A 20,269-nucleotide genomic window follows, 5' to 3' on the forward strand; every position below is an offset into this window, starting at 1 on the left:
TCGCTCTAACTCGTTGGGCGCTCAGTTGAAGAAGCGCTGACCGTTCTTGGCCATTTCGCGCAGCTTCGCGGTCGGGTGGTACAGCGGCCCCAGATCGGCATACTGGTCGGCCAGGGCGACGAACTCAGCGACCCCGATCGAATCGATGTAGCGCAGCGCACCACCACGGAAGGGAGGGAAGCCAATGCCGTACACCAGGCCCATGTCGGCTTCGGCGGCGGTCTCGACGATGCCATCTTCCAGGCAGCGGACGGTTTCCAGGCACAGAGGGATCATCATCCAGTTGATGATGTCCTCGTCGGTCACTTCACGCTGCTCGAAGACGATCGGCTTGAGCACATCCAGCACCGAGGCATCGGCGACTTTCTTCGGTTTGCCGCGCTTGTCGGTTTCGTAGGCGTAGAAGCCCTTGCCGTTCTTCTGGCCCAGGCGATTGGCCTCGTACAGGGCATCGACGGCGGAGCGGCGATCGTCTTTCATGCGGTCCGGGAAGCCTTCGGCCATGACGTCGCGACCATGGTGGCCGGTGTCGATACCGACGACGTCCATCAGGTAGGCCGGGCCCATCGGCCAGCCGAACTTTTCCATCACCTTGTCGATGCGCACGAAGTCGACACCGGCGCTGACCAGCTTGGCGAAACCGCCGAAATACGGGAACAGCACACGGTTGACCAAGAAGCCCGGGCAGTCATTGACCACGATCGGGTTCTTGCCCATCTTCTTGGCGTAGGCGACGGTGGTAGCGACCGCGACTTCACTGGACTTCTCGCCACGGATGACTTCCACCAGCGGCATCATGTGCACCGGGTTGAAGAAGTGCATGCCCACGAAGTTCTCGGGACGCTTGAGGGCTTTGGCCAACAGGTTGATGGAAATGGTGGAGGTGTTGGAGGCGAGAATCGCGTCCTCTTTGACCTGCCCTTCCACTTCCGCCAACACCGCTTGCTTGACTTTCGGGTTCTCTACCACCGCTTCGACGACGATATCGACGTTGCCGAAATCACCGTAAGACAGGGTCGGACGAATGGCATTGAGCGCCTCAGCCATCTTCGCCGGGGTCAAGCGCCCCTTCTCGACACGCTTGCCGAGCAGCTTGGAGGCCTCGTTCAGGCCCAGCTGGATGGCCTCCTCACGGATGTCCTTCATCAGGATCGGCGTGCCCTTGACGGCGGACTGGTAGGCGATACCGCCACCCATGATGCCGGCGCCGAGCACGGCAGCCTGCTTCACGTCACGGGCGATCTCGTCATGGGCCTTGGCCTTGCGCTTGAGCTCCTGATCGTTCAGGAACAGGCCGATCAGGCTTTCGGCGACCGAAGTGCGGGCCAGCTTGGCGAAACCTGCGGCCTCGACCTCCAACGCTTTGTCACGACCGAAATTGGCGGCTTTCTGAATAGTCTTGATGGCTTCGACCGGCGCTGGGTAGTTCGGGCCGGCTTGACCTGCGACGAAGCCCTTGGCGGTCTCGAAGGCCATCATCTGTTCGATGGCATTGAGCTTGAGCTTTTCAAGCTTTGGCTGGCGCTTGGCCTTGTAATCCAGCTCACCGCTGATGGCACGCTTGATCAGGTCCAGAGCAGCGGACTGCAGCAGTTCAGGGGCAACCACGGCGTCCACGGCGCCGACCTTGAGCGCGTCCTCGGCACGGTTTTCCTTGCCGGAGGCGATCCACTCGATCGCGTTGTCCGAACCGATCAGGCGCGGCAGGCGCACGGTGCCACCGAAGCCTGGGTAGATGCCCAGCTTGACTTCGGGCAGACCGATCTTCGCGCTCGAGGACATGACGCGGTAATCGGCCGCCAGGCACATTTCCAGGCCGCCACCCAAGGCGATGCCGTTGATGGCAGCGACGGTCGGCACGGCGAGGTCTTCAAAGTCGTTGAAGATGCGATTGGCTTCCAGGTTGCCGGCGACCAGCTCGGCCTCGGGCAGCTTGAAGTTGTCGACGAACTCGGTGATGTCGGCGCCGACGATGAACACGTCCTTGCCGCTGCTGACGATCACGCCCTTGATGGCGGCGTCGGCCTTGATGGCGTCCACGGCCTGGCGTAGCTCTTCCAGGGTCAGGCGGTTGAACTTGTTGACGGACTCACCCTTGAGGTCGAACTTCAGTTCGACGATGCCGCTTTCAAGAGCCTTAACCGTGATGGCTTTACCTTCGTAAATCATCAACTGATCTCCACGATATGGAAGCTGAACTGTACACGCCGATCGCTGGTGCGAAGGCCGATCAAGCCTTCTTTCCAGGCACACCCGTCAGCGCGATAGTCGGGATTCTGTAAGAGCGATCTGACATACAAACGCTCAATTCATACGCCCGTTTGATTTGGGTATGCACACATTCACCGAAAAGATCGGCGTTGTCAAATGCTCGAAAGCACCCTTAAAACGCGACTTTCCGGTCATTTTGCACCGCACAGGTACCAAACATGATGACGGTGATTGCGGCACATTCATCGGGAAGATAGACACCCCATACACCCAGAAATGCACTGGTAAATGAGGAAAATGGGGCACAAGGCAGAGGCGTTACGCTATTGGGGCCGCGAAAAGCGGCCCAGGGAGGGTAGAGATCAAGCGAGGGTTTCGAGCACGCGGGCAATATCCTGCAAAACAGTCTTGTCGCCCCGCTCGCTCCAGTACAGGGCCAGCATGCGACTGTCGGCTTCGACTTTGTAGACCGTTGCCGGCAGGCGCGCAAAGGCTTCATTCAGGCGCGGGTCTGCGCAGGGCTCGCGCCACTGGTTCCACCAAACCCCCGGCGTGACCTGCCAATAACACCAGGTATCGTCGCTCCCCTTGCGCCGGGCTCGATGGTATTGCGGACAGGGGCTGGGAGGCTCTTTTTCCAGCCAATGAGGCCACTGCTGAGGCGCCAGCTGCATGGCCAACCCCATACGCCGGCCTTCCAGACGTAGATTCATCTGCTCGCTCTGTTTTCGCGAAGGGCGCAACCAGGCCATAGGGCTCAGAATCAGCGCAAGGATTGACACCACCAGCCATACCGTCATATCTGTAGATTCCATAAAGCGTTGCAAATGAGCTGGTTAGCCAGGTTTCTCGGCACTCGGCCCGAAAGCGACCATACTTCTACTATCGCAAATGTCAGGAGTACCACCATGTCCTACGAACATCTTCTGGTTGCTGTCGACCTGACCGAAGAATGCGACCCGGTGATCAAGCGCGCCATGAAGCTCGCCGAACCTACTGGAGCCAAGGTCTCGCTGGTGCACATCGTCGAACCCATGGCCATGGCCTTCGGTGGCGACGTGCCGATGGACTTGTCGCAATTGCAGCAGCAACAGTTCGATCAGGCCAAGGAGCGCATGGATCGCCTGTTCAACAAGTATCCGACCATCAACCGTGGCGACTCGCACCTGACCTACGGTCAGCCACGTCAGGAAATCCATCAACTGGCCAAGGACCAGAACTGCGACCTTATCGTAGTTGGCAGCCATGGCCGCCACGGTCTTGCCTTGCTGCTTGGCTCCACCGCAAACGATGTGCTGCATGGCGCGCCTTGTGACGTCCTGGCCGTACGCCTGCAGAAAAAAGAAGGCTAAACGCCCCCAGGGGCATCCAACAGCCACTCGCAGGTTTCACCAGCTTGGTCCTGGGCTGGCGAAGCCTGCGGCAGGGCGCCAGGCGCCCTGATGGCCTGAGACAGCCTTACCCTTCCAGTTCAGCCCAGCGCTCGACCAGCGTATCCAGCTCACTTTGCATCTGCTCAAGTTTGGCCAGCACCGCCGAGGTCTCACCGATCGGTCGTTGATAGAAGCCCGGGGCATTGACCTCTTCCTGCACCGTAGCCATGCGCTGCTCCAATTCATCGATCAGCCCTGGCAGCGCCTCCAGCTCACGCTGCAGCTTGTAGCTCAGCTTTTTCTTGGCCGGATCCGACGCAGCAGCTGCAAGGTTTGCAGCCGGTGCCGCCTGCTCCGCAGGCTTTTCCACTACGGCGCTGCCCAGCTCGGCCTTGCCGCCCTTGCTCTCGGCAACGCCGAGCAACTTCGGCGAGCCACCTTGACGGATCCAGTCCTCATAGCCACCGACATACTCACGCACCCGGCCTTCGCCTTCAAACACCAGGGTACTGGTCACCACGTTGTCGAGAAATGCCCGGTCATGGCTGACCATCAGCACGGTGCCCTTGAAGTTGGAGAGCACTTCCTCGAGCAGCTCGAGGGTCTCCACATCCAAGTCGTTGGTCGGCTCGTCCAGCACCAGCAGGTTGGCCGGCTTGCTGAACAGTTTGGCCAGCAACAGCCGCGCCCGCTCGCCCCCGGACAACGCCTTGACCGGCGTACGGGCACGTTGTGGACTGAACAGGAAATCGCCCAGGTAGCTGAGCACGTGCCGGCTCTGGCCGTCGATCTCGATGAAGTCCCGCCCTTGCGCGAGGTTGTCGATTACCGTCTTCTCCAGGTCCAGTTGATGGCGCAACTGGTCAAAGTAGGCGACCTCAAGCTTGGTGCCGCGCTCGACTTTGCCCGAAGTGGGCTCCAAGTCGCCCAGCATCAGCTTGAGCAAGGTCGTCTTGCCAGTACCGTTGGCGCCCAGCAGGCCAATACGGTCCTCGCGCTGCAGGACCATGGAGAAGTTCTTGACCAGCATCGGGCCATCGGCGTGCGCGAAGCTCACATTTTCGAGCGTCATGACCTGCTTGCCGGACTTGTCCGCAACCTCGATCTGGATGTTCGCCTTACCCTGGCGCTCGCGACGTTCGCCGCGCTCGACACGCAATGCCTTCAGGGCGCGCACACGACCCTCGTTACGGGTACGCCGGGCCTTGATGCCCTGGCGAATCCAAACCTCTTCCTGAGCCAAACGCTTGTCGAACAGCGCATTGGCAGTTTCCTCGGCGGCCAGCATGGCCTCCTTGTGTACCAGGAAGCTGGCGTAATCGCCGTTCCAGTCGATCAGACCGCCGCGATCCAGTTCCAGGATGCGGGTAGCCAGGTTTTGCAGGAAGGAACGGTCGTGAGTGATGAACAGCACAGCCCCGTTGAACCCGCTGAGGGCCTCCTCGAGCCAGGCGATGGCACCGATGTCCAGATGGTTGGTCGGCTCGTCGAGCAGCAGCAGGTCCGGTTCGGACACCAGCGCCTGGGCTAGCAGCACACGCCGACGCCAACCACCGGACAGCTCGGCGAGGGTCTTGTCAGCGGGCAGCTGCAGACGGCTCAGGGTGCTTTCCACCACTTGCTGCAGCCGCCATCCATCGCGCGCTTCGAGTTCATGCTGGACGTGCATCAGTTTCTCGAGGTCGGCATCGCCCTGAATGTTCTGGCTCAAGTGGTGATACTCAGCCAGCAGCGCGCCGACGCCGTCCAGGCCTTCGGCCACCACATCGAACACTGTGCGCTCGTCAGCAACCGGCAATTCCTGCGGCAATTCGCCGATCTTCAGGCCCGGAGCACGCCAAATTTCGCCGTCGTCAGGCTTCTGCTCGCCCTTGACCAGGCGCAGCATGCTCGACTTGCCAGTGCCGTTGCGGCCGATGATGCACACCCGCTCGCCACGCGCGATCTGCCAGGACACCTTGTCCAGCAGCGGCATGGCGCCGAACGCAAGGGACACATCGCTGAATTTGAGCAGGGTCATAATCTTCTCCAAAAACCGGGCGCGCATTCTACCTGACTTGCCCCTTGCGGGCATTAGCCAGACCGCACCCCGCAGACGTTGCGACATCCGGTCGAAGATAATGATTGGATACAAGCACAGTGCTTTCACCCGCTGCCGGCAAACGGCTAAGCTAAGGCAATAGATCCCAACAGTGCTGGCTTCGCCGTCACTTTTCCTTGGTTCACTTGCCCGGACGTCTCATGCGCAGCCGCCTGTTCCAACTCGTTTCCTGCCTGCTGCTCACCGCCACCACCGCGAGCGCGGCACAGGCCATCGATATCACTCAGCAGCGTCAATATTACGATGAGGCCAAGCGCGCCCTGGCCAAGGGCGACAAGGGGCCTTACCTGCGCTACGCCAATGCGCTTCGTGATTATCCGCTGACACCTTACCTGGCCTATGACGAGCTCACCGCCCGCCTCAAGAGCGCCAGTAACGAAGAAATCGAAGGCTTCCTCGCCCGGCATGGCGACCTGCCCCAGGCCAACTGGATGAAACTGCGCTGGCTACGCTGGCTGGCCGAACGCGGCGAATGGAACACCTTCGTCAAATACTACGACCCCAAGCTCAACTTCACAGAACTGGATTGCCTGAACGGCCAGTACCAGCTCACCCACGGCCTGCGCGCCGAAGGTTTTGCCAGCGCCGAAAAACTGTGGAACGTCGGCAAGTCGCAACCTGCCGCCTGCGACACCCTGTTCGGCCTGTGGGCGGCCGAAGGCCAGCTGACCGAGGCCAAACGCTGGCAACGGGCCAAGCTCGCGGCCCAGGCGCGCAACTACAGCCTGGCCAATAACCTGGTCAAGACCCTGACCACCCTCGCCCCCCAGGGCCGACTGCTGATCGATGTGGCGCAAAAGCCGGAGCTGCTCAACCAGCCGTCGCGTTTTACGCCCGTCAACGAAGCCATGTCCGATGTGGTCAGCCTGGGCCTGCGTCGCCTGGCGCGTCAGGACCCAGAGCGGGCCATGTCACTGCTCGACGACTACGCCCAGCGCATGCACTTCTCGCGCGACGAGAAGGTCGCCATCGCCCGCGAAATCGGCCTGACCCTGGCACGCCGTTACGACCCGCGCGCCCTGGACCTGATGACCCGATACGACCCCGAGCTGCGTGACAATACCGTCAGTGAGTGGCGCCTGCGCCTGCTGTTGCGCCTGGGTCGCTGGGAAGACGCCTACGAGTTGACCAAGCGTTTGCCTCAGGACTTGGCCAGCAGCAACCGGTGGCGTTATTGGCAGGCCCGTAGCCTGGAGCTGGCGCAGCCGAACAACCCCCAAATCCCACTGTTGTACAAGACAGTGGCCCGCGAGCGTGATTTCTATGGATTCCTCGCCGCCGATCGGGCACAGACGCCCTACCAGCTCAACAACAAGCCGTTGATGCTGAGCCAGCAGGTGATCAACAAGGTACGCAACACCCCCGGAGTGCGTCGCGCCTTGGAGTTCCATGCTCGCGGCCAGATCGTCGAGGGTCGTCGTGAGTGGTACCACGTCAGCCGCCACTTCAACCGCGACGAGATGGTCGCCCAGGCCCGCCTGGCCTACGACCTGCGCTGGTACTTCCCAGCGATCCGTACGATCAGTCAGGCTCAGTACTGGGATGATCTGGACATCCGCTTCCCCATGGCTCACCGCGACACGCTGGTGCGCGAAGCCAAGGTGCGCGGATTGCATTCGAGCTGGGTATTCGCCATCACCCGCCAGGAAAGCGCCTTCATGGAAGACGCCCGCTCCAGTGTGGGAGCCAGTGGTCTGATGCAGCTGATGCCGGCCACGGCCAAGGAGACAGCGCGCAAATTCAACATTCCGCTGGCCTCGCCTTCGCAGGTACTCAATCCGGACAAGAACATCCAGCTTGGTGCGGCTTACCTGAGCCAGGTGCATGGGCAGTTCAATGGCAATCGGGTCTTGGCCTCGGCGGCGTACAACGCAGGTCCCGGGCGGGTGCGGCAGTGGCTCAAAGGGGCCAAGCATCTGAGCTTCGATGTGTGGGTGGAGTCGATCCCATTCGACGAAACACGCCAGTATGTGCAGAACGTGTTGTCTTATTCGGTGATCTACGGGCAGAAGCTGAACTCACCGCAGCCGTTGGTGGATTGGCACGAACGGTATTTCGACGATATGTGAGGGCTTGGGCTTTCAGATAGTGTGAATATCCATTCTGGGTGGGGCGCCACCGACGCTTTTCGCCTTTACGGCGACCTACTTTTGCTCTTGGGCAAAAGTAGGCAAGAACCGTTGGCTCCCACATCCGGCCCCTGCGCTACGCTCCGGAGTCCCCTCGCTGCGGTGTCTTGCGGGGCGTACGCGGGGACACAGCGGCTTTGGTTACGTTGGCCAAGACCAAAGTGACCCGCCGTGAGGGCGCAAAGGTGACTAACCGTCAATAAATCAAACGGATACACCCACGCCCCTCAAACCATCACCAACGAACAAACAAGCCAGCCACAACGTATTATTCGATCACCTCGACCGCCATCCCGACCCGCAACGCCCCAGGTCCATCGGCCGCCACGTTCTGCCCAAACAACACGTCCCCTTCTTTCTCCCGGAACGTCTTCAGTGTCGTCAAAGGCTCACGATCCGCGCTGCGCTCCCCCGTGGCAGGGTCAAGCGTGGTCAAGATGCATCGCACGCTAGGTTTGAGCAGCCGAAAGGTCAACTCGCCGATGCGAATCCGCTTCCAGCCGTCCTCGGCAAAAGGCGCAGCCCCTTCCACCACCAGGTTCGGGCGAAACCGCAACATCTCCATGGGGCGTCCGATCCGCCGGTTCAGCTCGTCAAGCGACCCTTGCCCGATCAGCAGCAACGGAAACCCGTCCGGGAACGCCGCCCGGTCGCTGTTCAGGCCATAGCCATTAGGTAGATAACGCGCCCGCTGCTCTGGGCAATACACCAGGCGAACCGACTTGCCGAGCAGTTCGCTCAACCAGGCTGCGGCGGCATCACCGGCGTCCGGTACTCGCAGTGTGTCACGCCAAATGGTAACACCACGCAGGTCGTCATCGACTCCAGGTACGGGAACGGCCAAAGGCGCCTGCCCTGGGGCCTGGAGCAAGAGTTGCCCATGCTCGTCGTAGCTGGCATTGATTTGTCCCAGGCCTGGCCAGGCGCGTTGGGTGAGGAAGCGTCCATTGTCCTGCTCCACCACCATCCAGCGCCGGTCACCCCGCAACCCCAGAAGGTCAACCGGCGAGTCCACCAGGCTCTGGGCCTGCCCCGATTTCACCGGGTATCGATACAACGCACTCAAAAACATCCTTGCCCGCCTCGTGCCAGCCGAAAATGCCAAGCTTATACCCGGCCACGGCAGGCCACTAGGCTGTGGCGTGATCCAGCATCAGGCGCTGTCGCACTACATCCACCAGGCGGTCAGGCTGGAATTTGGAAAGGAAGTTGTCACAGCCAACCTTCTTCACCATTGATTCGTTGAAACTGCCCGACAGCGACGTATGCAGCACCACGTGAAGCCCACGCAGGCGCGCGTCGCCACGGATCTCGGTGGTCAGGCGGTAACCGTCCATCTCGGGCATTTCCGCGTCGGTGAACACCATCAGCAGTTTCTCGCAGACATCTTCTCCGGCATCCGCCCAGCCTTTGAGCATGCGCAACGCCTTCAGGCCATCGCTTGCCACGTGCAGCTTCATGCCGAGCTGAGACAGAGTCTCGCGCAGTTGAACCAAGGCCACGCTGGAGTCATCCACCAACAACACTTCACGACCGCGGGCGCGCGCCAGGACCGGGTCATCGAGCTTGTCCCGCGAGACGCGTGTGTTGTAGGGCACGATCTCGGCCAGGACCTTTTCCACATCGATCACCTCCACCAACTGCTCATCGACCTTGGTGATCGCTGTCAGGTAGTGCTGGCGACCGGCGCTGGACGGCGGCGGCATGATGGCTTCCCAGTTCATGTTGACGATGCGGTCGACGCCGCCCACCAGAAAGGCCTGCACCGAGCGGTTGTATTCGGTGACGATGATGGTGCTGTCCGGGCCGGGCTGCAGGGGCCGCATACCGATCGCCTGAGAGAGGTCGATCACCGGCAGTGTCTGGCCACGCAGATTGACCACACCACACACGAAGGCGTGGCGCTGCGGCATCAAGGTCAGCTTCGGCAGTTGCAGCACTTCCTGAACCTTGAACACGTTGATGGCGAACAACTGGCGCCCCGCCAGTCGGAACATCAGGATTTCCAGGCGGTTCTCACCTACCAGTTGTGTACGTTGATCGACCGTATCGAGAATACCAGCCATTGGAAAACCCCCAGGCTTGAGTCAGGAATGTGAATTCATCTGTCTTGTATCGGCGCAACTGCGCGCAGCTTGACCCCTCAGGGAAATTGTATTGCCGACATTTGATATCACTTTAACATCATGCTTTACTGCCTGCGCGGACATATCCGTTGCCGACTCATCATTTATCCGACCGCCATCAGGGAATCCCCTAGTAGCAATCGGGTGCGACCTGATGTTCCCCGTATCCAATAGCCATTAATGTGACGCCATTCTCAATGCATGAATGGAGTCAGGCTTTGCTAGCGACGGTCTCGGTGTTGCCAAGCGCAGATCCTCCTGCCCCGTGCGCAGGCGTTTCATGATGGACAGCGCACCACTGAACAACGGCGCCCTGCAGGATTTCCTGCTGGATGCACAGGTATGGCTGACCAAAACCCAGGAATGCCTTCAGCATCTGGAGCTGATCGATAACGATCCCGATGCATGCCAATGCCTGAACGAGACGCTCGACACCCTAGCCCGTCGTGCTGACGCGCTTGGGCTGCTTGAAGTCGCCCGCTACACCGCCGCGCTCCAGCAACTGCTGGCCCCCGTCTGCCAGCAGCAACATCATCTGGGCGAGCAGGCGTTGAGCACGCTGCATGCCTGCATGAATCTACTGGCTTGGCAGCTGGAGCTGGTCGATGCGACGACAGGCCGCTTGAACCTGGATACCGCCGAGCAGTCCTTGTTGCTCGAAGAACTGGCGAACGCCCTGGGGCAACCTCGTCCGGAACTGTGCGGGCCCTGCCAGTCGCGCGGCGACCTGTGCACCCACCCTCACCTGTCCCAAACCCATCTTGCCTCGTCCGTCGTGGTGCCCGGTCACCGGCACTGAGCGTTTGTGACGAACAAACAATAAAAAATACAAAGCGCAAAGTTTTTCTTAGTTCGGAAAACGCTCTAGCAGGCATGTACGTATTAGTTGCGCTTGAAGAAAAACCATTTCAATGAATAATGGCGTTTTGATATCTGTCGAGTTGGGCTATGCCCCTGCATGGCCCCGAAAAACCTGAGGTTTCAAGCCACCGGCCACCGCGACCAAATCAACTTGAAGTGATACCATGCACGCAGTTGAATACACGCGCCGCAGGTATTGTTCAATTGAGTGAACCGTCGTCGGCAAGTGCTTGAAAGCAGGACGCCAAAGCCTCTGACCAGTCCCATGCAAGGCCTCCAACAGCAACAATTCAGTGGCTTTTCTATCTATGCTTCCACGCTTGAAACTCCCTCAGCATTGCCGCTCCCGCGCCACCTTGCTGCGCTGGGCGACCGCGTTGCTGTGCGTGGGATCACTGCTCGCCAACCTAACGTTTGCCGTACGCGCCCTCCCCCTGCCCGCCAGCCTGCTACTGCTGCAATCGATTGCCTTGATCGGGATCCTCTGGCACTGGCGCCAGTGGGCAAGATCGATCAGCCTGCGCCCAGCGGAACTGGCCGACCGTATGCTCAAGGTCCAGGAAGGCGAACGCCAGCGCCTAAGCCGAGAGTTGCATGACGATATAGGCCAATCGCTCACGGCCGCGAAGCTTCAGCTCGACTGGCTACAGCGGCGCATTCCGGCAGAGCTTCAAGAGCACTGCCAGACCCTGCGCAAGACCCTCGAAAGCACATTGAGCAATGTCAGGGACGTCTCGGCGATTCTCAACCCGCGTCAACTGGCCAGTCTGGGACTGGAGGCGAGCCTGCGGGCCCATCTGGTGCGCACCCTGGAGAGCAGCGATGTTCACTGGAGCCTGGAGTGCCATCAGCGCCTCGGCGGTATCGACGAAGCGGTTTCCATGGCCGCATTCCGGATCACCCAGGAAGCGGTGACCAACATGCTGCGTCACGCCCATGCGTGCAATCTCACGATCAGCCTGCGCCGCACGCCTGCGGGCCTGAGCCTGTCGATCCAGGATGACGGCCAGGGCTTCGAGCCCGCCGCCAACCCGGCCGAAGCCGGCCAACGAGGCCTGGCTGGGATGCTGGAACGCGCGGCGGCCCTGCAAGGCACGCTGAGCATCTCCAGCCAACCGGGTCAGGGCACCCGGATCGACGCGCTGTTCCCATGGCCACCGCGCACCGAAGAGCGCGCCAGGACTCCCGCCTCCCATGACCTGTAGATTGCTGCTGGTGGACGACCACTCGCTGATCCGCGCGGGCGTCCGCGCGCTGGTGACCGATATTCCTGGCTATTCGGTAGTAGGCGAAGCCGATGATGGCAGCCAGTTACTGGAGATGGTGCAGCGCGTGACGCCAGACATTGTCCTGCTGGACATCTCCATGCGCTCGACCAGCGGCCTGGACGCTCTCAGCCAACTGCGCGCAAACGGTTTCGTGTGCAAAGTACTGATCCTCTCCATGCACACCGATCCGGATCTGATCATGCGCGCCTTGGAAAGCGGCGCCCATGGCTACCTGCTCAAGGACACCACGGCCAACGAACTGGAACAAGCCCTGGCCGCCCTGCACAACGGCGAGCGCTACCTGAGCCCGGCGATTGCCCATACCGTGATCAACCAAGCCTTGCTTCACGCCCAGGACGGTAAGCAAACGGCGGGCGAGCGCCACAACCTGACCGCTCGCCAACTGGAGATCCTGCGTCTGATCGTGCGCGGCAAGTCGACCCGGGAAATCGCCAACGGCCTGGGCCTATCGATCAAGACAGTCGAAACCCACCGCTCGCAGATCATGAAACGCTTGCAGATCTATGACGTGGCCGGCCTGGTGCTGTTCGCCGTTCGCGAGAAGATCATCAGCCTGGACGACTGAGCAAGGGCGAGTCCGCCGGCAAATGCAGGCGCAACGCGGCCGGACACGCCTCGAAGCGCAGACTGTCGGCCTGCAACGGCTCGCCATCGAGGTTGATGTCCACCCCCTGTGAGCTCTTGATCTCGACCCAAGGCAGCCGAGCCCTCACGAACAACCCCTCTCCGGCAAGCAGATCGCGCAAAGCACCGATCATTTCCTGGGGGGCAGGCAAGATACCGATATCCAGCAAGCCATCGTCCACCCAAGCATCGGGGCACAGCACATGCCCACCGCCCGCCTGACGACCATTGCCGATACCCAGCGCCAGCAACTCGCCCTGCCAATGAAAATCCGGCCCCTGAAGCTCCACCGATGCCGCCTGCAGCTCGCTGAAACGAGACAGACCAGTGAACAGGTAGGCCGCGGCGCCTAGTACTTTCTTCAAATCTTCGGATGTATTGGCCGTAACTTGGCTGCCAAACCCACCGGTGGCCATGTTGAGAAACATCTGATCACCCACCTTGCCCAGATCCACCGGCCGTGCCGGCTGCTCGAGCAAGTCCAGAGCCGCCGCAGGCTCCAGCGGTATACCTGCGGCCTTGGCGAAGTCATTGGCCGTGCCCAAGGGCAGCAGTGCAAGGCTGGCATCCGAGCGAGCCTGCGCCATGGCCTCGGCCACGTCTCTCAAGGTGCCGTCTCCACCACCGGCCACCACCTGCCGAAAACCTGCGGCCAATGCCTGTGCGACCCACCGCTGGGCATCCCCGGCTTCCCAGGTCAGGCGCACGTCCAGCGTCCAACCGCGCTCGCGCAGCCCGCCCACGGCGCTGCGCACCTCCTCGTTCATGGCTTGCTTGCCATGCAGGATCAACATCGCCTTGCGTTCGCCCATCACGCCACTCCTTGAAACCTGCGGTTTTCAATCTCGACCATCGGCAGCGCTTCATTGCTGCATGCAGCTTCCGCCAGATACTTGGCTATCTGACCACCTGCACGGCCACCAGGCCATTTTATTGACTAAGCTACTGCAATACACCGAACCGACCACACCAGCCGACGATGAGGTAGCGGGGCCATGCGTATACTCTGGACACTGCCCTACCTGCCCTGGCCCACCACCAGCGGCAGCAAGACCCGGCAATATCACCTCATGCGCGAACTGACGCGCCAAGGCCACCGGATCACCTTGCTGGTGCAGTCCAAAGTCCCGCTTGGTGACGCCGCCCGGCAAGCACTGGAGGCGGTGGTCGAACGTCTGATCGTCCTGCCCAGGCGCCCGCTGCACAGCCCGCTCAACCTGCTGGCCTCCCCCATCATCGATTACCCGATGCGTGCCATCATCAACGGTTTAGCGCCTTGTCTGCGCCATCGCTTCGAGCAATTGCTGGACGAGCCCTGGGACATCATCCAGATCGAACATAGCTACAGCTTCCAGCCCTTCGAAAAGGCCCTGCAGACCCGCCGCCTGCCCTTTGTGCTCAGTGAGCATAATCTGGAATCGGTGATGGGCGCGGCCTGTCATGACCGGTTGCCACTGTGGTTGCGTCCCCTCAATGCCTTCGACCGCTGGCGCTATCGGCGTTGGGAGCAACGCGTTCTACGTCAACCCAGCGAAGTGGTTGCCGTCAGCGCCCACGATGCCGAGCTGATCAGCCACATCAGCGGCCGGCCGGTGAACGTGGTGGTCAATGGCGTGGATTGTGACTTCTACCAGGACGTGCACCCTGCCTACCACAGCCAGCGCCTACTGTTCGTTGGCAATTTCGAATACGGCGCCAACCTCGAAGCCATCGAATGGGCACTCGAAGAAATCCTGCCTCAGGTCTGGATGAGCAACCCGGCCGTGCGCCTGGCCATCGCCGGGCATGCCCTGCCAGCGAGCTGGAAACTGCACTGGAACGACCCGCGCATCGAGTGGATCGGCTATCGCCCGGACCTGCGCGAACTGCAGCGGCGCTCGGCGCTGTTCTTTGCACCGCTGCGCTACGCAGGTGGCTCCAAGGTGAAAATCCTTGAAGCCATGGCCGCCGGGCTGCCGGTCATTACCACCAGCAAAGGTGTGTCAGGCCTGGCAGCCAACAATGGCGAGCATTACCTGGGCAGCGATGACAGTGGCCAACTGGCGCTGCTGATCACTCAACTGCTCAACCAGCCCTGGCGCATGTGCCAGTTGAGCGAGGCTGGCCGGCAGTTCGCACGCCAGCGCCACGACTGGAGCGTCGCGGCGCAGCAGCTGATGAACGTGCACATGCGCTTGAGCCAGTTGGGGCCGGCAGATGCCTCGCCCCTGGGCAACGTGTGGCTTGGTCGGTCAGCCAAGTAGCTCGCTGAAGGGAATGAACACCACGTTGTCGCCCTCGCGCACCGTGGTGCCTTCTCGCACTTCCACCAGCCCCTCGGCCCAAGCTGCACTGCGCAGCACACCGGAGCTCTGGTTCTTGTAGATTCGCACCGTGCCCTCTTCGATTCGCGCGCGCAGGTATTCGCGGCGGCTGCCGGGCTTGGTCCATTCGAACCCCGCTGGAACGGTGAAGCGCAGCGGCGTGACCTTCTCGACGCCTTGGCGGCGCAACAGATACGGGCGGGCCAGCAAGGCGAAGGTCACCAGGGTCGAAGCCGGGTTACCCGGCAGGCCGATCACCGGCACACCACGGAAGTGCCCGAATGTCAGGGGCTTGCCCGGTTTGATCGCCAGCTTCCACAACGCAAGCTCGCCGGCCTCGCGAAGGGCCATGCCAAGGTAGTCCGCCTCGCCCACCGAGACACCACCGGTGGACAGAATCAAGTCGACCTCGCCCAGTCCGGCCAAGCAGTCACGAGTACCCTGCAGGTCATCGGCGAGAATCCCCACGTCCAGCACTTCGCAGCCCAGGCGCTGCAACCAACTGACCAGCAGACGCCGGTTGCTGTTGTAGATCTGCCCTGGCCCTAGCGGCAGGCCCGGCTCCACCAGCTCGTCGCCGGTGGACAGCACACCCACACGGACCTTGCGTACCACCTCAAGCCGAGCATGGCCCAGGGTGGCCGCCAGGCCCAACGCGATCGGCCCCAGACGCGTGCCGGCAGCGATCACGTGCTCGCCAATGCGGGTCTCCTGCCCTTGCGGGCGCACGTTCTGGCCGATCTTGAGCGGCTCGAGCAAGCGCACCCGCCCGTCTTCCAGGACCTCGGCGTTTTCCTGCATCTGCACACAATCGGCGCCCTCAGGCAGTGGCGCCCCGGTAAAGATCCGCGCACAGGTGCCCGGCTGCAGCGGTGCCGGGGCATGGCCGGCAAAAATGCGCTGGCTCACCGGCAGAGGTTCGCCTTGCCAGTCGGCCAGGCGCAACGCATAGCCGTCCATGGCACTGTTCGGCCAAGGCGGCAGGTCCAGGCCGGCCACCACGTCGCGGGCCAATACCCGGCCTTCGGCGTCCGCGAGGGCCACTGCTTCGCTGTCCTTGATCGGCGCGGCCTCGGCCAGCGCCAGTAAGCGCTCCAGGGCTTCTTCAACCGGCATCAGGGGCCGGGCCTGCTTGACCTCAACCACGGCTGTCACAGGCCGCTGCCTGCTTCAGGTGAGGCACGAAGTTGCACGGCCTGTGACGCGCATCGAGCTGCTCGGCAAGAATGCCGTCCCATCCGGTGCGCACTGCGTTGGTCGAGCCCGGCAGGCAGCACACCAGGGTGCCATTGGCCAAGCCAGCCAAAGCGCGGGACTGGACGGTAGAGGTGCCGATGTCCGCCACGGAGATCTGTCGGAACAGCTCGCCGAAACCTTCGACCTGCTTGTCCAGCAGGCACGCCACGGCCTCCGGCGTGCTGTCCCGGCCGGTAAAGCCGGTACCGCCGGTGATCAGCACTACTTGCACCTGCTCATCGGCGATCCAGGTGGCGACTTGCGCGCGAATCTTGTAGAGGTCGTCCTTGAGCAGCACACGCTCTGCCAGTCGATGCCCGGCCGCACTCAGGCGGTCGACGAACAGCTGGCCAGACGTGTCGGTCTCGAAAGTACGGGTATCGCTGACGGTAAGCACCGCGATATTCAGCGCAACGAAGGGGATGTCTGCCTTGGCTTTCATGAGAGTGCGTCGCAGGAGGAAAAGATGGCGGTTGTTATATCACAGCCCAGCACGCCGCGACGCCGGCATTGTTCTCCGTCAATGCCGGCGTAATGCCGCTATGCTGCACTGAGAAGGAACTTGCATGGACACCGAGCGTCCTACTACTTATCAAGCACGATCGTACTGGAGAAAAGCAATGATTCAACGGACCCTTCCCGCCTTCCTGCTCGCCCTCGGCCTGGGTGCCTTGGCCGGTTGCGCATCGCCAACCGTCATCACGCTGAACGACGGCCGCGAGATCCAGGCAGTGGATACCCCCTCTTATGATGAGGACTCCGGTTTCTACGAATTTGAACAGCTCGATGGCAAGCGTACACGCATCAACAAAGACCAGATCCGCACGGTCAAAGAGCTGTGATCTGACAGGCCCTTTTTGCAAAACCCCCTTTTCGCAACAAGGGCTTGCGTTGAAAAATACGATGCAGTAGGATTTTGTTCATCGGAGTGTAGCGCAGCCAGGTAGCGCGTCTCGTTCGGGACGAGAAGGCCGCAGGTTCGAATCCTGTCTCTCCGACCAAATCCTAATTTTCAAAAAGCCCGCCTTGCGCGGGCTTTTTGTTGTGCCCGAAAAAATAACGGTGCAGCCTTTTCGAATATACCTTGCCCCCACCGGCCGACACTGCATTCCTGCACAACGCTGCATTTGTGGAGGCGGGTCACCCGCGAAGAGGTTGGTCCCGCCATGACAGAAAAACGCCCCGCAGGGCGTTCTTCAATCCATCGTTACTGCGCCTCGGCCAGCGCTTGCTCGGGCTGCACAGGTACGTACAGCAATTGCAGACGCGAGCTGGTCCATTCGCGCGTCTTGTTGGTCAGCTCCAGGTTGTTGTTCAGCTTCTGGCCGTAAGTCGGCACGATCTGCTGAAGCTTGGCCTGCCACTGCGGGCTCTTGATGCGATCCTTGAAGGTCTTTTCCAGGACGGTCAGCATGATCGGCGCGGCAGTGGAAGCACCTGGCGAGGCGCCCAACAGCGCTGCGATAGTGCCATCCTCGGAGGCGACCACTTCGGTACCGAACTGCAGGATGCCGCCGTGCTCAGGATCTTTCTTGATCACTTGCACGCGCTGACCAGCCTGGAGCAACTTCCAGTCTTCGTTCTTGGCGTTGGGGAAATATTCGCGCAGGGCGTTCATGCGGTCATCGAAGCTGAGCATCAGTTGCCCCATCAGGTATGTGCTCAGGTCGATGTTGTCGATACCGGCGTGCATCATCGGCATGATGTTGTGGCTGGTCAGCGACGCGAACATGTCCAGCAGCGAGCCGTTCTTCAGGTACTTGGTGGAGAAGGTCGCGAACGGGCCGAACAGCAGCACCTCCTTGCCATCGATCACCCGAGTGTCCAGGTGCGGCACCGACATCGGCGGCGCGCCGACCGAAGCCTTGCCATACAGCTTGGCCTTGTGACGAGCAACGATGTCCGGATTGTCGGTCATCAGGAATTGTCCGCCTACCGGGAAGCCTGCATAGCCTTCGGCCTCCGGAATACCGGACTTCTGCAGCAGTTTCAGCGCGCCACCACCGGCACCGATGAACACGAATTTGGCATTGACGCGGGTTTGCTTGCCGCCATCGGCCAGGTCTGCCACCACCACATTCCAGGTACCGTCATCGTTGCGCACGATGTCACGCACTTCGTGGCGCAGGTGCAATTGCACGTTCGGGTTGCGAGTCATGGATGCGAACAGCTGGCGGGTGATCTCGCCAAAGTTCACGTCAGTGCCAATGGCCATACGGGTGGCCGCGACCCGCTGCTCGGGCGAGCGGCCTTCCATCACGATCGGCACCCACTTGCGAATCTGCTCGTGGTCCTCGGAAATCTCCATGCCACGGAACAGCGAGCTGTGCTGCAGTGCTTCGACGCGCTTGTGCAGGAAAGCGATGTTCTCATCCCCCCAGACGAAGCTCATGTGCGGTACGTTGTTGATGAACGATTTCGGGTTGCTCAGCACGCCCTGCTCGACCTGATAGGCCCAGAACTGCTTGGACACCTCGAACTGCTCGTTGACGTTGACCGCCTTGCTGATGTCGATCTTGCCGTCCTTGCCTTCGCTGGTGTAGTTCAGCTCGCAAAAGGCCGAATGGCCGGTACCGGCGTTGTTCCAGGCGTTGGAGCTTTCTTCGGCGACTTGGTCCATGCGCTCGTACACATCGACCTTCCAGTCCGGCTCAAGCTCAGTGAGGTAGGTCCCCAGACTCGCACTCATGATGCCACCGCCAATCAGCAGGACGTCGACCGTTTTTTCCGGTTCACCGGGCTTGGAGCAACCGATGACGCTCAGGCACAGGAGCGTCAGCAGGATTTTTTTCATGATTCAATCCAATTGAAGTGAAGTGACTGGCCTTTCGCTGCCCTTGCTGTGCACGCCCGGTTGTTGTTCTGACTCACGTGACCTTCGCGTCAGCGACGCTACATCCTGCGGCAACTGGCCAGCAGGACCGCTGAAGGTCAACGCCTGGGGTTTCGAAGGATCGGGACAGGATTGCCGTGGGCCTTGGCCCCGCTCGCCCTTAAGCAGAAGTTGTGCCAGTTACGCCAAGACCAACGACTAATAGCCAGGACGTTTGGTCGCAGGCCATCTTTAGCGGTTTCGCTGGCGACAATCCGCCACATGGGACAGGTCGCCAGAAGAGAAATGGCGGGTTTCCCCCTCAAGATTGTGGGAGAGGTTCGAAACCGGTGTGAACGGCATTGTGTGGCGATTGGGCCGCCAAGCGGCCCAGAACCTGGTCAGGCATTGAGCCGGGAGGTGACTTCAGCCAGCTGCCCGGAAAGACCATGCAGGCGTTGGCCTGCCTGCTCGGTATGCTGCACGGCCTGCTGGTTGGCCGTGGCGATGCGGGTGATCTCCACCAAGTTGCGGGAAATATCTTCGGCAACGCTGGTCTGTTCCTCAGCTGCCGTTGCGATCTGCCGGTTCATGTCGCGGATCGCCTCCACCGCCGTGGTGATGCGCTGCAGCATCTGCCCTGCCTGCTCGACCTGCTCGGCGCCTTCCTCGCTGCGTCGCTGGCCACTTTCGATAGCCTTGACCGCGTGTACCGCGCCGGACTGCACGGCGTCGATGATCTGATTGATCTCAGCGATCGACGCAGCCGTGCGCTGGGCCAGGCTGCGGACCTCGTCGGCCACCACTGCGAAACCACGTCCGGCTTCACCAGCGCGGGCCGCCTCGATGGCGGCATTTAGCGCCAGCAGGTTGGTCTGCTCGGCGATACCACGAATCACTTCCAGAACCTTACCGATACGTGTGCTGTCGCTTTCCAGTTCGCGGATCACTTGGGCGGTGCCAGCAATTTCACGGTTGACCACGCCAATGATGTCGATGGTTGCCTGCATCACTTGCTCCCCGGCCTGGGCGCTGTGGTCGGCATCGTCTGCCGCCCGCGCAGCCTCGGCTGCGTGGCGCGCCACCTCCTGCGCGGTGGCGGACATCTCGTGCATCGCCGTGGCCACTTGGTCGGTGCGCTGGAACTGATCATCCGTGCCCCGGGCCATTCCCCCGGCGAGGGTGCGCAACTGACCGCTGGCGG

General features: G+C 61.3%; 17 protein-coding genes and 1 tRNA gene. 8 read left to right on the forward strand and 10 right to left on the reverse strand.

From position 1 onward, the window contains the following. Nucleotides 1-21: 21 nt before the first annotated feature. Together fadB and J5X93_RS17910 are read right to left on the reverse strand one after the other, a co-directional pair. Nucleotides 22-2,169 carry a fatty acid oxidation complex subunit alpha FadB gene (gene fadB / locus J5X93_RS17905; protein ID WP_043206693.1) on the reverse strand — a complete coding sequence of 716 codons (2,148 nt, stop codon included), beginning with the start codon at nt 2,167-2,169 and terminating at the stop codon, nt 22-24. Between the two features lie 404 nt (nt 2,170-2,573). Then, nucleotides 2,574-3,011 (reverse strand): hypothetical protein, encoded by a 438-nt coding sequence (locus tag J5X93_RS17910; protein WP_043206694.1) that lies wholly within the window; start codon nt 3,009-3,011, stop codon nt 2,574-2,576. Between the two features lie 108 nt (nt 3,012-3,119). Between J5X93_RS17910 and J5X93_RS17915 the strand changes: the two genes are divergently transcribed. Continuing rightward, nucleotides 3,120-3,563: a universal stress protein gene (locus tag J5X93_RS17915; protein WP_043206695.1), complete on the forward strand. Its 444-nt coding sequence runs from the start codon at nt 3,120-3,122 to the stop codon at nt 3,561-3,563. A 106-nt stretch (nt 3,564-3,669) separates the two neighbouring features. Here J5X93_RS17915 and J5X93_RS17920 read toward each other — a convergent pair whose 3' ends face one another. Continuing rightward, nucleotides 3,670-5,604, reverse strand: coding sequence for an ATP-binding cassette domain-containing protein (locus J5X93_RS17920; RefSeq protein ID WP_043206696.1), 1,935 nt, complete (start codon nt 5,602-5,604; stop codon nt 3,670-3,672). Nucleotides 5,605-5,825: 221 nt separating this feature from the next. Here J5X93_RS17920 and J5X93_RS17925 point away from each other — a divergent pair, with 221 nt between their 5' ends. Next, nucleotides 5,826-7,754 (forward strand): transglycosylase SLT domain-containing protein, encoded by a 1,929-nt coding sequence (locus J5X93_RS17925; RefSeq protein WP_090343871.1) that lies wholly within the window; start codon nt 5,826-5,828, stop codon nt 7,752-7,754. A gap of 328 nt (nt 7,755-8,082) precedes the next feature. On the opposite strand, the gene J5X93_RS17930 is transcribed toward J5X93_RS17925, so the two are convergent. Both J5X93_RS17930 and J5X93_RS17935 read right to left on the reverse strand, forming a co-directional pair. Next, nucleotides 8,083-8,886: an MOSC domain-containing protein gene (locus J5X93_RS17930; RefSeq protein WP_102081928.1), complete on the reverse strand. Its 804-nt coding sequence runs from the start codon at nt 8,884-8,886 to the stop codon at nt 8,083-8,085. A gap of 58 nt (nt 8,887-8,944) precedes the next feature. Further along, the gene (locus J5X93_RS17935) at nt 8,945-9,880 is read right to left on the reverse strand and encodes a chemotaxis protein (protein ID WP_043206699.1); all 936 of its coding nucleotides are present in this window, start codon (nt 9,878-9,880) and stop codon (nt 8,945-8,947) included. 343 nt (nt 9,881-10,223) lie between these two features. Between J5X93_RS17935 and J5X93_RS17940 the strand changes: the two genes are divergently transcribed. The 3 genes from J5X93_RS17940 to J5X93_RS17950 all read left to right on the forward strand — a co-directional run bounded on the left by J5X93_RS17940 (nt 10,224) and on the right by J5X93_RS17950 (nt 12,655). Further along, entirely contained in the window at nt 10,224-10,739 is a 516-nt protein-coding gene (locus J5X93_RS17940; RefSeq protein ID WP_043206700.1) for a hypothetical protein, read from the forward strand. A 370-nt stretch (nt 10,740-11,109) separates the two neighbouring features. Further along, a complete protein-coding gene (locus J5X93_RS17945) occupies nt 11,110-12,006 on the forward strand; it encodes a sensor histidine kinase (protein ID WP_043206701.1) in 897 nt (298 codons plus the stop codon). Then, nucleotides 11,996-12,655, forward strand: a complete 660-nt coding sequence (locus tag J5X93_RS17950; RefSeq protein ID WP_043206702.1) for a response regulator — start codon at nt 11,996-11,998, stop codon at nt 12,653-12,655. Before J5X93_RS17945 ends, J5X93_RS17950 begins: the two co-directional genes overlap by 11 nt. Here the strand turns inward: J5X93_RS17950 and yegS are convergent. Further along, the gene (gene yegS / locus J5X93_RS17955) at nt 12,639-13,526 is read right to left on the reverse strand and encodes a lipid kinase YegS (protein WP_043206703.1); all 888 of its coding nucleotides are present in this window, start codon (nt 13,524-13,526) and stop codon (nt 12,639-12,641) included. The two genes, J5X93_RS17950 and yegS, sit on opposite strands and share 17 nt — an antisense overlap. A 183-nt stretch (nt 13,527-13,709) precedes the next feature. On the opposite strand from yegS, the gene J5X93_RS17960 reads away from it, so the two are divergent. Next, nucleotides 13,710-14,957, forward strand: a complete 1,248-nt coding sequence (locus tag J5X93_RS17960; RefSeq protein ID WP_043206704.1) for a glycosyltransferase family 4 protein — start codon at nt 13,710-13,712, stop codon at nt 14,955-14,957. Here J5X93_RS17960 and J5X93_RS17965 read toward each other — a convergent pair. Further along, the gene (locus tag J5X93_RS17965) at nt 14,946-16,133 is read right to left on the reverse strand and encodes a molybdopterin molybdotransferase MoeA (protein WP_182943290.1); all 1,188 of its coding nucleotides are present in this window, start codon (nt 16,131-16,133) and stop codon (nt 14,946-14,948) included. The two genes, J5X93_RS17960 and J5X93_RS17965, sit on opposite strands and share 12 nt — an antisense overlap. A 22-nt stretch (nt 16,134-16,155) precedes the next feature. After that, a complete protein-coding gene (moaB, locus tag J5X93_RS17970) occupies nt 16,156-16,695 on the reverse strand; it encodes a molybdenum cofactor biosynthesis protein B (RefSeq protein ID WP_043206705.1) in 540 nt (179 codons plus the stop codon). 178 nt (nt 16,696-16,873) lie between these two features. On the opposite strand from moaB, the gene J5X93_RS17975 reads away from it, so the two are divergent. Together J5X93_RS17975 and J5X93_RS17980 are read left to right on the forward strand one after the other, a co-directional pair. Further along, nucleotides 16,874-17,095 carry a YgdI/YgdR family lipoprotein gene (locus tag J5X93_RS17975; RefSeq protein ID WP_043206706.1) on the forward strand — a complete coding sequence of 74 codons (222 nt, stop codon included), beginning with the start codon at nt 16,874-16,876 and terminating at the stop codon, nt 17,093-17,095. Between the two features lie 82 nt (nt 17,096-17,177). After that, nucleotides 17,178-17,254 (forward strand) — tRNA-Pro (locus J5X93_RS17980). Between the two features lie 206 nt (nt 17,255-17,460). On the opposite strand, the gene mqo is transcribed toward J5X93_RS17980, so the two are convergent. Together mqo and J5X93_RS28615 are read right to left on the reverse strand one after the other, a co-directional pair. Continuing rightward, complete coding sequence (mqo, locus tag J5X93_RS17985; RefSeq protein ID WP_043206707.1) at nt 17,461-19,047, reverse strand: malate dehydrogenase (quinone); 1,587 nt, start codon at nt 19,045-19,047, stop codon at nt 17,461-17,463. A gap of 419 nt (nt 19,048-19,466) precedes the next feature. After that, on the reverse strand, nt 19,467-20,234 hold the full coding sequence (locus tag J5X93_RS28615) for a methyl-accepting chemotaxis protein (protein ID WP_372240734.1): 768 nt from the start codon (nt 20,232-20,234) through the stop codon (nt 19,467-19,469). Between the last annotated feature and the right edge of the window lie 35 nt (nt 20,235-20,269).

Origin of the sequence: Pseudomonas sp. BYT-1 (assembly GCF_023611805.1) — a bacterium.
Lineage (GTDB): Bacteria > Pseudomonadota > Gammaproteobacteria > Pseudomonadales > Pseudomonadaceae > Aquipseudomonas > Aquipseudomonas guariconensis.

Bases quoted from the DNA above. Each gene is read 5' to 3' on its own strand.
- fadB (WP_043206693.1), bottom strand. From the start codon at position 2,169: ATGATTTACGAAGGTAAAGCCATCACGGTTAAGGCTCTTGAAAGCGGC.
- J5X93_RS17910 (WP_043206694.1), bottom strand. From the start codon at position 3,011: ATGACGGTATGGCTGGTGGTGTCAATCCTTGCGCTGATTCTGAGCCCT.
- J5X93_RS17915 (WP_043206695.1), top strand. From the start codon at position 3,120: ATGTCCTACGAACATCTTCTGGTTGCTGTCGACCTGACCGAAGAATGC.
- J5X93_RS17920 (WP_043206696.1), bottom strand. From the start codon at position 5,604: ATGACCCTGCTCAAATTCAGCGATGTGTCCCTTGCGTTCGGCGCCATG.
- J5X93_RS17925 (WP_090343871.1), top strand. From the start codon at position 5,826: ATGCGCAGCCGCCTGTTCCAACTCGTTTCCTGCCTGCTGCTCACCGCC.
- J5X93_RS17930 (WP_102081928.1), bottom strand. From the start codon at position 8,886: ATGTTTTTGAGTGCGTTGTATCGATACCCGGTGAAATCGGGGCAGGCC.
- J5X93_RS17935 (WP_043206699.1), bottom strand. From the start codon at position 9,880: ATGGCTGGTATTCTCGATACGGTCGATCAACGTACACAACTGGTAGGT.
- J5X93_RS17940 (WP_043206700.1), top strand. From the start codon at position 10,224: ATGGACAGCGCACCACTGAACAACGGCGCCCTGCAGGATTTCCTGCTG.
- J5X93_RS17945 (WP_043206701.1), top strand. From the start codon at position 11,110: ATGCTTCCACGCTTGAAACTCCCTCAGCATTGCCGCTCCCGCGCCACC.
- J5X93_RS17950 (WP_043206702.1), top strand. From the start codon at position 11,996: ATGACCTGTAGATTGCTGCTGGTGGACGACCACTCGCTGATCCGCGCG.
- yegS (WP_043206703.1), bottom strand. From the start codon at position 13,526: ATGGGCGAACGCAAGGCGATGTTGATCCTGCATGGCAAGCAAGCCATG.
- J5X93_RS17960 (WP_043206704.1), top strand. From the start codon at position 13,710: ATGCGTATACTCTGGACACTGCCCTACCTGCCCTGGCCCACCACCAGC.
- J5X93_RS17965 (WP_182943290.1), bottom strand. From the start codon at position 16,133: ATGCCGGTTGAAGAAGCCCTGGAGCGCTTACTGGCGCTGGCCGAGGCC.
- moaB (WP_043206705.1), bottom strand. From the start codon at position 16,695: ATGAAAGCCAAGGCAGACATCCCCTTCGTTGCGCTGAATATCGCGGTG.
- J5X93_RS17975 (WP_043206706.1), top strand. From the start codon at position 16,874: ATGATTCAACGGACCCTTCCCGCCTTCCTGCTCGCCCTCGGCCTGGGT.
- mqo (WP_043206707.1), bottom strand. From the start codon at position 19,047: ATGAAAAAAATCCTGCTGACGCTCCTGTGCCTGAGCGTCATCGGTTGC.
- J5X93_RS28615 (WP_372240734.1), bottom strand. From the start codon at position 20,234: ATGGCCCGGGGCACGGATGATCAGTTCCAGCGCACCGACCAAGTGGCC.